Consider the following 14,160-nt stretch of genomic DNA (forward strand, 5'->3'; position numbering starts at 1 on the left):
TCCGGTTTTTTATTTTTACTAAAAAGAGTTCTACTAGAATTTTTTTGAATTAAATATAGTTATCTGTAAATACATTAAAAATATAAATTCTTATTTTACTGTTTAATGGAGGGGATTAGCAATAGTTGACATAGTATTGCATATTTAAACAAGAATAGATATAATGATTAAAAATCTAAATATATTAAATTTTCAATAAATTTATTCGAATCAGAAATTTATTACATAAATCAAAAATAATTGGGGGTATTGAAATGAAAAATGTTAAAAAACTATCGTTTGCATTTGCTGTGACGACAGCTCTTATTTTATCAGGTTGTGGTAAGGATGCTAAAACAAGCGGAAAAGCAGACAAACCATTACGAGTTGTTACTGATGCTGCTTATGCGCCATTTGAATATCTTAATAACGGTAAAATAGTAGGATTCGATGTTGATTTTACTAATGCAGTTGCGAAAGAAGCTGGGGTAAAAATCAAAATTGTGAATACTGGATGGGACCCATTATTTGCTGAAATTGGTGGGAAAACTGCTGATATTGGTATGTCTTCTATTTCCATCAATGCAGATCGTGAGAAAACATATGATTTTACAACTCCTTATTTTCTTTCGATTAATAAAATCCTAGTTCCTGAGGGTAGTAGTATTAAATCAGCTGCAGATTTAAAAGGTAAAGTTGTAGCAGTGCAAAATGGTACAACAGGACAAGAAGCTGTTGAAAAAATGTTTGGTAAAAACAATAAAAATCTTAAAAAATTCGAAAATAACAATTTAGCAATTTTAGAGCTTCTTAGTGGAGGAGCTGATGCAGTAGTTGCGGACAATGGTGTTTTAGAAGCATATGCAAAAAATAATCCAGATAAAAAGCTAGTTGTTATTGATGATAAAAATAGCTTTGAACCTGAATATTACGGACTATTACTTCAAGATGGAAGTAAATTAAAAGGTAAACTTGATAAAGCAATTAAAGAAGTAGTGAACAATGGTACTTATGAAAAAATTTATAAAGAGCATTTTGGATCAGAGCCAGATCTTGAAACATTAAAAGCAGAAGAAAATAAATAGGAAATTAAAAATTGCGTAACAGGCATTTGTGTTACGCAATTTTATCTAAATGGGGGAAAAGAAATGGGATTTGATTTTGGAATTATAAAAGAATACATACCGTTTTTCCTAAAAGGAACTGCATTAACAATTGGCTTATCTTTTGCAGGAATATTCTTAGGTACAATAATTGGACTATTTATTGGATTAGGTAAAATGCAATCAAATAAATGGTTTGCATTACCCTTTGTTTGGTATATCAATTTCTTTAGAGGAACACCGCTATTTGTACAAATTCTATTAATACACTTTGGGGTAGTTCCGTATTTTATAGGGGAGACAAACGCAATAGCGGCCGCAATCATTGCACTATCATTAAATGCAGCAGCTTATATTGCAGAAATCTTTCGTGCTGGGATTCAATCAATCGATAAGGGGCAAATGGAGGCTTCTCGTTCTTTAGGAATGACGCATGTACAAGCTATGAAACATGTTATTTTACCTCAAGCTGTAAAACGTATGATCCCTCCACTTGGAAACGAATTTATTGTCTTAATTAAGGAATCTTCAATTGCAGCTATTATTGCTGCACCTGAACTTATGTATTGGAGTAGAGCAATGCAAGGGCAGTATTATAAAGTGTGGGAGCCGTACATATCTGCTGCTGTAATCTATTTAGTCCTAACATTAACATTAAGCTTTGTTTTAAATCGCATTGAAAGAAGGTTGACTACGGGATGATTAAAGTAGAAAAATTAAAAAAATCATTTGGTTCGCTAGAAGTATTAAAAGATATCAACATTACAATTCAACCACGTGAAGTTTGCGTTGTAATCGGTCCTTCTGGTTCTGGTAAATCAACCTTCCTTCGATGTTTAAATATGTTGGAAACAATAACAGCGGGTAAAGTTTTTATCGAAGACGTCGATCTTACAGATAAAAAGACAAATATAAATAAAATTCGTACTGAAGTAGGCATGGTATTCCAACATTTTAATCTATTTCCACATTTAACAGTTATAGAAAATATTACTCTAGCACCTAAAAAAGTAAGAAATCGAGCGAATGATTTTGCTAAAACGAAAGCACTTGAACTTTTAAAAAAAGTCGGGCTTTCAGATAAAGCAAATGTATATCCTGATTCATTATCTGGAGGACAAAAACAACGTGTTGCGATTGCAAGGGCACTTGCAATGGAACCAAAAATTATGTTATTCGACGAACCTACGTCCGCTTTAGATCCCGAAATGGTCGGAGAAGTTTTAGAGGTTATGAAACAACTAGCTAAAGAAGGAATGACAATGGTCATCGTTACACACGAAATGGGATTTGCTCGTGAAGTTGGTGATCGCGTAATCTTTATGGATCAAGGTTACATAGTAGAAGAAAACAGTCCTTTGCAAATATTTGATTTCCCAAAACACGAGCGTACGAAAAGCTTTTTAAGTAAAGTTTTATAAGGAAGATATTAAATAGATGAGGTTATCCCGACTTTTTTTAGGGAAGCCTCTTTTTTTATGTCATAGGAGATTTAGTATTCAGTCTGGCTGGAAATAAAATCTTCGTGATTCGGAAATAACGAATTCAAATGTGCAAATAAACGATGAAAAGTTGCAAATTAAGGACTAACTGCAAATAAATTTGGAGAATCGCAAATCAAAATGACAGAACAGCAATTACATATGTCAAAACAGCAAATAAAATCAATAGAACAGCAATTAAATCCGTAAGTATTGCAAATAAGAGTAAGAATTACTCATACCAGTTAGAGTATTATAACGTGATTACTGTATAATAGTAGATTATTTAATGGAAAACTAGCAAATATCACCTAATTATTTCTAAATCGCTTAAATAGTTGATAAAAACCATCTAATTATGAGTTAAAAAGAAGCAATAGGTCATCTAGATCCCCTTTTAGATTGGAGAGAAAAGGTCTCGAATCCTATTTTATTAATCGAAGTGTTTTCTTTTCATTCTTTTCGGAATATTATGCTAAAATTTATTTAAGACAAAAAAAGGAGTGTAGGACAATGGAAATTCAAAGAATTCTAGTAACTAGCCGAATTCATCATAAGCTAAAAGATCTAATTGAATCTCATAATCTATCAAAAGAGTTTCGTTTTTTACCTGAAGATGAAGTAACAAAAGAGGATTATGAGTGGGCTGATACATTTGTTGGTTTTCGTCCAACACCAAATTTTGAATTTGGAAACATAAAGTGGATCCATTCATTAGCAGCGGGCGTAGATAGTTTCATGAAAATTAAATGGAAAAATGATGTACTTTTAACGCGAACGATTGATGTTTTTGGTCCGAAAATGAGTCAATATTGTTTAAGTTACATACTCCAAGATTCACAATTACATGAACAATTTTCAAATTTACAGAATGAAAATAAGTGGGAATTTCATATTCCAAAATCTTTAGAAGACCAAAAAGTTGTCATTTATGGTACAGGAGAAATTGGAGGACATATTGGTAAGGTTTTATCAAGCTTAGGAATGAAAGTATATGGCGTTTCTATGAGTGGTAATCAAAAACAATATTTTGAAAAAATAGTTCCGTTCCAAGAAGCATCTACAATTTTAGATCAGACAGATTGGATTATTAGTGTTCTTCCGTCTACGAATGAAACTAAAAATATATTAGATATGAATACATTTAAACAGTTAAATAATGTAGGGTTTATAAATGTTGGTAGAGGAGCAACTGTATGTGAGGACTCTTTAAAGGAAGCTTTGAATAATGGGTATATACGAAAAGCTATTTTAGATGTTTTTGCCGTTGAACCACTTCCAGCCGAATCTGAATTGTGGCAAATGCCTAATGTAAAAATAACTCCACATATTTCGGCTGTTACTTTACCAAATGATGGTGTAAAATGTTTTGTCAATACACTTTCAACATTAGAAAATAACGGGAAATTAAGAAATGTAGTGAAGATTGAAAAGGGATATTAATTTTATGATGTAGAATGGGGATAATTTGCCAAAGGCCGCCATGCAATAAGTAGTTAAATTTTTCATTTCCCATTAAAAAATTATAAATTTGCAGCTATGAAGGGGACTTGACGTAGTTGTAAATTTTAGGAATTAAGGATAAGTACAACAACGCCACTGTCTTTCTTAAAGCACGCCAATCGTTGAGTTTTCTTTATTATCACAAACATGTTAGGATATACAGGTAACAAATTGATAAAAAAGGAGAATACAAAAATGGCAATTATTGACGTTTCAATCGTACCAATTGGCACAGAAACACCTAGTGTAAGTGCGTATGTAGCAAATATACATAAAGTTCTAGAAAAGTATAATGGCGAAGTGAAATTCCAACTTACACCAATGAATACAATTATTGAAGGCGAATTACCGTTATTATTAAAAGTTGTACAAGAAATGCATGAGGTACCATTTGAAAATGGAATTTCAAGAGTTGCAACGACTATTCGAATTGATGATCGTCGCGATAAGAAGAGCACAATGGAAGGTAAATTAGCTTCTGTTCAAGCAAAACTTGAACTAAACTAATTTTGACTTGATAAAGTGACTTGATAGGTTTAACAACTTATCGTCACTTTTTTTTGTGATTTGAAAATAATCGCGTGATTATTTTGAATATTCTCTTGAAATTCCAAAATTTAGTTGATAAACTAAACTAATCAGTCAGTTTAAATATATTTAGTGAGTAAAGGAATGTGTTCAATGCCAAAAGTCTCAGATGATTACAAAGAACGCAAAAGAGAGAGTCTTCTTGAAAGTGCATTAAAATGTTTTGGAGAAAAAGGATATCATTCGACTACAATGGATGATATTGTTGCATATTCCAAAACGAGTAAAGGGCTAATCTATAATTATTTTAAAAGTAAGGAAGAGCTCTATTTAACGTTAATGCAAGAAAGAACAGTCCAAACTTTTGAAAAAATTAATCAACGATTCCAAACTATTAGTTCGTCAAAAGATAAGCTAAAAGAGCTATTTCAAATGTATAGTGAAATTTCATTAACAGAAAAATGGCGAAATATGATTAGAGTCCATATGGAGTTTTGGATTAATTCAGCTAGGCATGAAAATCTACAAGCCATTATGATTGAAAGGTACAAAAATCAATACCGATTATTTTTAAGTGAAATTATTAAACAAGGAATAGCAACTGGTGAATTTAAGAAATCAATCGATCCTGATATTATTTCTAGTTTGTTTTGGGCTAATATCGATGGCATTTGTTTACATTATTCAGTTGTAGAAGAAGATGAAATTTACAAAGCACAATTTAAAGCCGCAGAAGAAATGATTATGTCTTATATAGTTCAAAATTAAAGTTTTTGGTAGAGAAGGTGAATACTTTCCTACCAAGACTTTAAATTCAGAAAATTTTTTATGTTAAAAATAAAGCAAACAACATACACTAATCATAGAATAAAATAAACTTAATAGTCAGTTTTAATTGAAAAGGAGGTATTACGATGAATGCAGTCCAAATTAGAATTATTTTTTTGTCTATGTATTAATAAGTGTGTCTGTTTAATTTTAGTAGAATGAAGGGATTATAGTTGGAAAGAAAGTCTATTTTTTATATACAAAGGCGTTCTCGGATATAGGTAGTATGATGGAATTAGTTGTAATGAATGCAGTAATCTACTCGATGACGAAAAGTACATCATGGCTGGCTGCGGTTTTAGCCCTACGAGTTTGTGGAGGCATTTTAACAAGTTTATTTTCTGGTGTATTTGCCGATCGATATAATCGAAGAAAGCTAATGATATTTAGCGATATTACTAGAGGAATAAGTATTCTTACCTTATGTATTTTCCCTTCACCATTAATGTTTGCAATTGTAGCATTTATCATTGGTGCATTAGGAAGCTTTTTTTCAGTTAGTTTTAGTGCAGATTTACCACAAATATTTGGTGAAGAAAATATTTTAAAAATAAACGCTTTTATTTCGCGCCTTGCTGCAATTAGTATGGTTATTGGATTTTTAGGATCAGCATTCTTATCAACGGTTGTAGATTATCGTGTAATCATCGGAATAGATGCCCTTTCTTATTTCTTATCCGCATTTGTTCTAATCTTTTATAAATGGGAAAATACGGTTAAAAAAGGTGTCAACAATCAATGGAAACAACTATTTAATGATTTGAAAGAAGTAAAAACATATGTGCTAATTAAACCGCTATTAGTATTTGTATTCATTGTATTTTTATTTCAAACATTCTCAACAAGCTCTCATAATGTCGGAGTACCAATATTAGCAGAAAAAATTAGCACAGAACATGCAACATTTTACCAAGGACTGATTTGGGGAACTTGGGGTATTGGAGGAATCCTATCGACTTTTTTAATCCCAAAGGTCTCTTGGTTAAAAAAACATTATCTATTTATGTATTACGGAACTTCAGTTTTAACATCAATTGGCTTCATTTTATTTTTATCGAATCAAATTTTATGGGTAGTATTTTTCTTCGCATTTTTTACAGGCTTTTTTGATAATGCAGCAGGTACTTATTTTTCAACAATGATTCAAAAAACCGAAAATTCTATAAGAGGTAGAATCTTTGGAGTCGCAAATTTGTTAAATAGGGTTGGTTTTACGATCGGTTTTGTAGCTGCATCACCATTATTATCATTTTTATCAATGCCACATCTTTTTTGGTTGTTTCATGGTAGTCTAATCATTATGATTTTATGTGTAACTAGTTACTTACTAATTAAGAAAAAAATTGCTTTTAACTATGAGCAAATTCAACAAAATGAAAATGAACTCATCATTTCTAAATAAAAAAGGACGTGTTTATATGGAAACAAATTTGAAGAAGAATATTGAGCTAGAAAAAATAAATTATTTTAGATGTAGCGAAGTAGACGTTGAATTAGCTTATCAAGCATTTTCCATAGGTTTTTCAGATTATATCGTTAAATTCAATTATTCTAAGGAACAGTTTGTAAATTTGTTTTTTGGTCCAGAAGGTAACAAACCTGAGCACTCTTTCGTTGCAATTTATGAAAATGAAGCGGTAGGTGTGATTTTAGGCGGGATTAAAATGTATGAATCGATTAAAACAATGCGATGTGGTACATTGGCAATTAGTCCAGATTATAGGGGATTAGGTGTTAGCCAAAAATTATTTGAACTGCATAAAGAAGAAGCAGAGAAAAACGAGTGCAAACAACTATTCCTAGAAGTAATTGTAGGAAATGATCGAGCAATTAATTTTTATAATAAACTTGGATACGAAAAGATTTATGACCTTACTTATTTTTCTAAATCAGATTTAACAAGTTTACACCAAATACAATTACATCCTAGTTCAGAAATAAATAAAGTTGACTTTAAAACTTTCAAGGAAACAATTACAATATGGGACTATCATATAAACTGGCAAAATGATATTGATTATTTAGAAAAACTAACTAATTTTAGTTATTTTCTAGCTAAAGTTAACGATGAAAATGTTGGTGCTTTAGCAGTTAATGAAAATGGTAGAATAAGCGTCCTGATAGTTGATAAAGTTTACCGTAATCAAAAAATAGCAACTTCTTTATTACAATCTGCGGCTAGTGATCTAAATTTAAAATCTTTTTCAACTTCAATCCCAAATAACAATAGCCTTGAAGGTTTCTTGCATAAACTAGAATTTAAGAAAGAAAAAATAGCTCAATATGAAATGTACAAAATGATTTAGGATAAGAAGGAAACCCGTAAAATGATCTTCACTTAAGAATTTGTACATTAGCCTATTACATGACCTTGCTCCTAAATGAGCTAATCTCCGTAAATTAGATAGTATGGAGGTGATTTATAATGTATGATTATCGTCAACAAAATGAGCAACCATATTATCCATATTCCGGAGTACCGCAACAAGAAGATGAAAGATTTTTCCCATTTTTCTTTCCTTTTTTACTTGGTGCAGCGGCATTTGGCCCATGGGGCTGGGGAAGACCTTGGGGATTTTATCATCCATGGGGTTGGGGCCGTCCATGGGGCTGGGGAAGACCTTGGGGATTTTATCGTCCATGGGGCTGGGGAAGACGTTGGTAAATTGGTAAATTAAAATAATATTGAAATTGGTGTCTCCTAGGTCATTGTACTTTTGAGACACCTTTTTATGTTTAAAAAAACGCTTAATTCAAAAAATATCCCACAAGGAACATAAGTGCCTTGTGGGGAGTTTTATTTCAATAATAATTTTATGAAAAAGGGAATAAGAATAGAGGCAAATATCGCACTAAGCGTCATTGCTATCGAACTTATTGCTTGTTCAATTTTTCCATATTCTGCTGCTTTTGCTGTACCTACTCCATGTGATGAGATTCCATACGATGCACCAATCGCAACAGGGTGGTCTATTTTAAGTTTTGATAGAATAGCAGGACCAAACATTGATCCTGAAATACCAGCAATCATTACATATACAACCGTTAAAGACGGAATACCACCGATCATTGAAGTAATCCCCATAGCTAAAGGGGTTGTAACTGATTTTGCTGCTAAAGAAAGCATGATGATTTTTTTTAATCCGAGCCATAGTGATAAGTATACACCTGAAAGTAGACCGACGATCGTACCAGCCATTACACTAACTACTATGGACATACAATGTTTCTTTAATGTTGCCCGATGCTCGTATAATGGATAGGCAAAAGAAACAACAGCAGGACCTAAAAGTAAATTAATCCATTTTCCTCCAAGCATATACGAATCATATGTAATGTGAAGATTTACAAGAATGATGATAATAACTGTAGTAGAAGTAACAATCGGAATCAGTAACGAGTATGTGAATTTAGCGTACAATTTTTTAGCAAGAATATAACAAAAAATCGTTATGAGGATAAATAGTAAACTTTTAATGTCCTTCATTCGTATCCCTCCCAATTAATAAATCTTTTGTTTGTTTTTTATGGGCTTTCGAAGTAAGATACGAACTAATGCTTGCAGTAATAGTAAATACAACTGCTGTACTAACTAATACGATTATAATAGAAATTAAACCGTGAAAATTTAAAATAGAAGAATAATTCATTATCCCTACAGTAGCTGGAATAAACAAAAGGGTTAAATGCTTACTTAAAAAATTACTCCCATTTCGAATCCATTTTACGTTAAAGAATGGTATAAATAGTAAACAAAATAATAACAGCATACCAATAATACTTCCCGGAATAATTAGATGAAATTGTTGCTGAATACTATTTCCAATAAAAAATAATAAGTAAAGAAAGCTTATTTGAACAATCAATTTTACAAAATTCATTTTCAACATCCTTTGATTCTTACTAACTAATAGACTATTAATCTTATTATTGTACAATAAATTATGGCGAAAATGTGAACTTTTTTCGTTATGATAAAAATGCATCTTTTTCTAAAAAAGATTATAATAGTTTTATCATATAAATAGAGGAAGTTATATAATATGAAATCATTTGTAGCGTTCGATTTTGAAACGGCAAATTACAATCGACATAGCATTTGTGCTGCCGGTTTTGTATTTGTTGAAGAAGGAGTAATTGTTGATCAAGTTTACTCACTAATTAATCCTGAAGAAGAATTTTATTCGATGAATATTTCAGTGCACGGAATTAGGCCAAGAGATGTACAAGGTGCACTTCTTTTCCCAGAATTTTATGAAACTATTAAAGATAAAATTGAGGGGAAAACATTAGTTGCACATAATCTAGCATTTGATGGTTATGCATTAAAAGATAATTTATCAAGATATGGTGTACCTTCAGCTTTAAATAATTTACTATGTTCACTACAGCTTGCTAAGAAGGTATTGCCAAAACAATCCCGTTATTCTTTAGATACTTTATCAAATCAATTTGGTATTTTATTAGAACATCATCACCATGCATTAGCGGATGCGGAAAGCTGTGCGAAAATATTTCTTCATTTAACGAAGGAATATGAAATCTCATCATTTGAAGAGTTATATGAGAAAACTTCAATTTATTATGGGCAAATTCATCAGTTTGATTATCGTTCATCATTAGTAAAACCGAAACCTAAACGTAAATTGGAGAAGAAAGTATGAAATTAATATCTTGGAATGTAAATGGAATAAGAGCATGTGTACAAAAGGGATTTTTAGATTATTTTAAAGAACAAAAAGCGGATCTATTTTGTATACAAGAAACGAAGTGCCAAGAAGATCAAATAACGTTGGAATTAGACGGTTATTATCAATTTTGGCATTCTGCAGTAAGAAAGGGTTATTCAGGTACTGCAATTTTTTCGAAACATAAACCTTTAAATGTAAGTTTTGGATTTAATGGTAAAGAAGAAGATCTAGAAGGTAGGGTATTAACCTTAGAATTCGATAAATTTTATATGGTAAATGTTTATACACCTAATTCTCAGCGAGATTTAGCTAGACTACCAATAAGATTAAAATGGGAAGATGATTTTAAAAACTATTTAAATAAGCTCGATGAACATAAACCTGTCATCCTATGTGGGGATTTAAATGTCGCACATAATGAAATTGATTTAGCAAATCCAAAATCAAATCGTACGAATTCTGGCTTTACGGAAGAAGAACGGGGTAAAATGACCGCATTATTAGAAAGTGGTTTTACTGACAGCTTTCGATTTTTAAATCCAACTAAAGAAGGTTCATATAGTTGGTGGTCTTATATGGCAAAAGTCCGTGAACGAAATATTGGATGGCGTATTGATTATTTTATTATTTCAAATAGACTTCAAAATGAGCTAATAAATTCAGAAATTCACACTCACATTATGGGAAGTGACCACTGTCCCGTTGTTTTAACGATGGAAGATTCAATCATTTAAATATAGACAAAGTACAAAAATTTGATTTTCAGACTGATTGCAAGCGCTTGTCTTTCAAGGCGCCAAGCCTGGTAAGGAGCGGAGTTACCCATAGAGGGTAATGAGCACCGCTCAACAGGCGAAGCAACAAAGAAAGCGAGCGTTTGTCAACAGTCTGAAAGCTCTAAGGTTTTAGAGCTTTCTTTTTTTATATAGGCATTTAGTAAATCAACGAGAAGCAATTGTGCGTAAACTAAAGTTAGGACAAAGTATTAAATTGTTTGTAATACTACCTAAAAGTAGAAAAGGAAGTGGATTCCTATGAGTATAAAATGGCTAGAATGGGCACAGAGAATCCAAGCAATTTCTCAAGCAGGATTGACCTTTACGAAAGATGTTTTTGATAAAGAAAGGTATGAAGAACTAAGACATATAAGTGCTGATATTTTAAATCATTATTCAGAATTACAAATTGAAGAAATCGAAGGATTGTTTCGCAACGAACGGGGGTATCCCACACCAAAGCTTGATGTTAGAGGTGTCGTTTTTAAAAACGGTAAACTATTATTAGTAAAAGAAAAGCTAGAAAATAAATGGTCTTTACCAGGTGGTTTTTGTGACGTTGGATTGTCAGCTTCAGAAAATGTAGTAAAAGAAATTTTTGAAGAATCAGGCTATAAAGTTGAAGTGAAGAAACTACTAGCAGTTTTAGACATGACAAAGCACGACCATCCACCTCATTCATATCACTACTACAAATTATTTATACAATGTGAAATTGTTGGTGGTAATCCCTCAATTGGAATAGAAACAAGCGATATTGATTTCTTTGATAAAGAGCATTTACCAGAGCTCTCTCTCAATCGAAATACTGCTTCTCAATTAGAATTAATGTTTGAATATTATCAAAATCCTAATAAAGAAACTTGTTTTGATTAAAGATCATTTTAAAAAATAGATAAGATGTTAAATATAAATCATTTTTGAGTTGCTAAAGCAGCTCGATTTTGTTTTAAAGGGGACAAAGTTTTAAAAATGATTTGAACGAATGAAAAATATACATATTTAGAATTAAATTAAAAGGAATTTACTAAAGCAACTTGAGAGGGGAAATGATTTGAAAACAAATTCTATGAACTATGTAAAATTCGAAAATGAATTAAAGAAAGAACGCATTTCAACTTGTCTTATTTATCAAAATGGAGAAATTAAATATAATTTTTATAAAAATTATAAAAGCGAAACAAAACTATTCAAAATCAATTCTGTTACGAAAAGTGTATTATCGATGTTAATAGGAATTGCAATTGATAAAGGATTTATAGAGAGTGTTGAAGTACCAATATCTAAATTTTTTCCGAATATTGAAACGAAAAAAAGTGAAATTACGATCGAACATTTGCTCACAATGACACCTGGATATGATTGGCAAGAGTGGGGAGAATGGGGTGGGCGTCCATTTCCAATGATTAATAGTAAAGACTGGATCCAATATGTACTTGAAAAAGAAATGGTTAATAATCCAGGTGAAAAAATGATTTATGATTCTGGAGCATCTCAAGTACTAAGTGCAATTATTCAGAAGGTAACGGATGAAAAACTATCTATTTTCGCAAAACGAATGTTATTTGATCCGTTAGGCATTAAAGAGTTTATTTGGCATGAAGATTCAAAAGGAATTAATATTGGGGGATTTGGCTTAAGTTTAACGACAGATGATCTACTAAAGCTAGGAATATTAATGATGCAAAAAGGAAAATGGAATAATAGACAAATTATTTCAAGTGAGTGGATTGAAAAATCAACAAAAGCGAAGTACCTTACATATCGGAATGTTGGTTCATATGCCTATCATTGGTGGGTGCTTGAAAATAATGAATTAAAGGATCTTGATTCAACGATTTATTTTGCCATGGGTTATGGAGGCCAATTCATTTTTATTTCACCAAAAAATCAATTCGTAGCTGTTTTTACAAGTGCAAAATATATCAATACTTTTACCCCATTAAAAATCATTCAAAAATACTATCCTTTCATATTAACTAGTGAATAGGGCTGGAAATGAAAGTAAAATTGGCTACACAGACCAAGAATTAATAATCCATGATGATTGCGCTACTCTTTCATTTAATCTTATTTAAAATACCCTTTGTCCGGTCATTCCTATTCCTACCTCAAAATTTTGTATGATTTTTTAATTTGAAAATAGGATTTTACTTAAAAAATGTCGAATTAAGTAATTAGAAAATATAAATAACAACTTGATAATAGCTCCAAGAAGGGATGAAGATTGATGTTTTTGGTAACAGAAGACTTCAAAACGTTTATTAGGAAATATCCAATCACTACAATAATGGTTGGTTTATGTACTATCTTAGCGATTATTACGACATTTTTAGGTGGGTATACGATTGAAAATATCATCAATTTAGGTGGTTATCAGCACGAATTAGTAAAACAAGGTGAGATATGGAGACTTTTTACTTATGCATTTATGCACGGTAGCTACGCTCATTTTTTTATGAATATGACTTTTATGATTATTTTAGGTAGACCATTAGAAAGAGCGTTAGGTTCAGTTAAATTCTTATTATTTTATTTATTATCGGTTATTCTTACAGGACTTATTATTAATTTTAATTATTCGCCTAATACAGTTGAGACTGGGGCATCCGGTGTAGGCTATGCTTTTTTAGGGATGTATTTATTTATTACTTTATTTAGAAAAAACATGCTCTTTTCAGATGATCGTAAGTTTGTCATAACATTTTTAGGAATTGGATTACTATCTTCATTAATTATCCCGTCGACAAGTTTAACTGGTCACTTGGCAGGTATGGTTATCGGTTTTATTATAACTCCTCTATTATTAAAAAAGAGTGCAAGGTTTCAAAACGCTGTTAATGTTTAGAATACATATATGAGAATATTTTTTAACAATATATACTATTTTCAAAGCAAACCTAGTTCTTGATTGGACTAGGTTTTTTTGACTTTGTTTTGGTTAAAAGTTAACGTTGATTATTGTTGTTTTCCATATTTTTGACGTTGAGAAACGTAAGTCTATAAGTTAAAATAACCTTAAGTTAATTATTCTAAGATAATAATTAAGTGTGGATATAAAACCAGAAAGGTTTTGTCAATGCAGAAAACCCTGAGAAGACACAAAAAATTCTCGTTCTATGCACTTTCATATTACTTCTTGTTCGGTGTTATTTGGATTATTTAGTGGTTTGCATTTTTACACTTTATTAATAAAAAAAAGTAAAGTAGTTATTTCAGTAGAAGACCGTTAAAAAAGACCGTTAAAAATTGTAAATACGCACAAGGTTAT

Annotated in this window: 16 protein-coding genes; 14 read left to right on the plus strand and 2 right to left on the minus strand. The window is 31.2% G+C overall.

Annotated features, from left to right (window positions below):
- Positions 1-254: 254 nt before the first annotated feature.
- From MY490_RS10180 to MY490_RS10220, 9 genes are all read left to right on the plus strand, one after another.
- Entirely contained in the window at positions 255-1,064 is an 810-nt protein-coding gene (locus tag MY490_RS10180) for a basic amino acid ABC transporter substrate-binding protein (RefSeq protein ID WP_248269080.1), read from the plus strand.
- 63 nt (positions 1,065-1,127) lie between these two features.
- Complete coding sequence (locus tag MY490_RS10185; protein WP_248269081.1) at positions 1,128-1,784, plus strand: amino acid ABC transporter permease; 657 nt, start codon at positions 1,128-1,130, stop codon at positions 1,782-1,784.
- Positions 1,781-2,503, plus strand: a complete 723-nt coding sequence (locus MY490_RS10190) for an amino acid ABC transporter ATP-binding protein (protein WP_248269082.1) — start codon at positions 1,781-1,783, stop codon at positions 2,501-2,503. The genes MY490_RS10185 and MY490_RS10190 overlap by 4 nt, the downstream gene beginning before the upstream one ends.
- A gap of 573 nt (positions 2,504-3,076) precedes the next feature.
- On the plus strand, positions 3,077-4,006 hold the full coding sequence (locus MY490_RS10195; protein ID WP_248269083.1) for a D-2-hydroxyacid dehydrogenase: 930 nt from the start codon (positions 3,077-3,079) through the stop codon (positions 4,004-4,006).
- 255 nt (positions 4,007-4,261) lie between these two features.
- A complete protein-coding gene (locus tag MY490_RS10200; RefSeq protein WP_248269084.1) occupies positions 4,262-4,573 on the plus strand; it encodes an MTH1187 family thiamine-binding protein in 312 nt (103 codons plus the stop codon).
- A 174-nt stretch (positions 4,574-4,747) separates the two neighbouring features.
- Positions 4,748-5,362 (plus strand): TetR/AcrR family transcriptional regulator, encoded by a 615-nt coding sequence (locus tag MY490_RS10205; RefSeq protein WP_248269085.1) that lies wholly within the window; start codon positions 4,748-4,750, stop codon positions 5,360-5,362.
- 286 nt (positions 5,363-5,648) lie between these two features.
- Entirely contained in the window at positions 5,649-6,824 is a 1,176-nt protein-coding gene (locus MY490_RS10210; protein WP_248269086.1) for an MFS transporter, read from the plus strand.
- 16 nt (positions 6,825-6,840) lie between these two features.
- A complete protein-coding gene (locus tag MY490_RS10215; protein ID WP_248269087.1) occupies positions 6,841-7,728 on the plus strand; it encodes a GNAT family N-acetyltransferase in 888 nt (295 codons plus the stop codon).
- A gap of 119 nt (positions 7,729-7,847) precedes the next feature.
- Positions 7,848-8,087 carry a hypothetical protein gene (locus tag MY490_RS10220; protein WP_248269088.1) on the plus strand — a complete coding sequence of 80 codons (240 nt, stop codon included), beginning with the start codon at positions 7,848-7,850 and terminating at the stop codon, positions 8,085-8,087.
- A 132-nt stretch (positions 8,088-8,219) separates the two neighbouring features.
- On the opposite strand, the gene MY490_RS10225 is transcribed toward MY490_RS10220, so the two are convergent.
- Positions 8,220-8,909: an LrgB family protein gene (locus MY490_RS10225; protein WP_248269089.1), complete on the minus strand. Its 690-nt coding sequence runs from the start codon at positions 8,907-8,909 to the stop codon at positions 8,220-8,222.
- Positions 8,896-9,303, minus strand: coding sequence for a CidA/LrgA family protein (locus tag MY490_RS10230; protein WP_248269090.1), 408 nt, complete (start codon positions 9,301-9,303; stop codon positions 8,896-8,898). Before MY490_RS10230 ends, MY490_RS10225 begins: the two co-directional genes overlap by 14 nt.
- Positions 9,304-9,465: 162 nt before the next feature.
- On the opposite strand from MY490_RS10230, the gene MY490_RS10235 reads away from it, so the two are divergent.
- The 5 genes from MY490_RS10235 to MY490_RS10255 all read left to right on the plus strand — a co-directional run bounded on the left by MY490_RS10235 (position 9,466) and on the right by MY490_RS10255 (position 13,737).
- Entirely contained in the window at positions 9,466-10,086 is a 621-nt protein-coding gene (locus tag MY490_RS10235; RefSeq protein ID WP_248269091.1) for a 3'-5' exonuclease, read from the plus strand.
- A complete protein-coding gene (locus MY490_RS10240; RefSeq protein WP_248269092.1) occupies positions 10,083-10,847 on the plus strand; it encodes an exodeoxyribonuclease III in 765 nt (254 codons plus the stop codon). The genes MY490_RS10235 and MY490_RS10240 overlap by 4 nt, the downstream gene beginning before the upstream one ends.
- Positions 10,848-11,147: 300 nt before the next feature.
- The gene (locus tag MY490_RS10245) at positions 11,148-11,765 is read left to right on the plus strand and encodes an NUDIX hydrolase (RefSeq protein WP_248269093.1); all 618 of its coding nucleotides are present in this window, start codon (positions 11,148-11,150) and stop codon (positions 11,763-11,765) included.
- A gap of 178 nt (positions 11,766-11,943) precedes the next feature.
- Positions 11,944-12,879: a serine hydrolase domain-containing protein gene (locus MY490_RS10250; protein WP_248269094.1), complete on the plus strand. Its 936-nt coding sequence runs from the start codon at positions 11,944-11,946 to the stop codon at positions 12,877-12,879.
- 240 nt (positions 12,880-13,119) lie between these two features.
- On the plus strand, positions 13,120-13,737 hold the full coding sequence (locus tag MY490_RS10255; protein WP_248269095.1) for a rhomboid family intramembrane serine protease: 618 nt from the start codon (positions 13,120-13,122) through the stop codon (positions 13,735-13,737).
- Positions 13,738-14,160: the final 423 nt, after the last annotated feature.

The organism is Gottfriedia acidiceleris (assembly GCF_023115465.1).
GTDB classification, from domain to species: Bacteria; Bacillota; Bacilli; order Bacillales; family Bacillaceae_G; genus Gottfriedia; species Gottfriedia acidiceleris_B.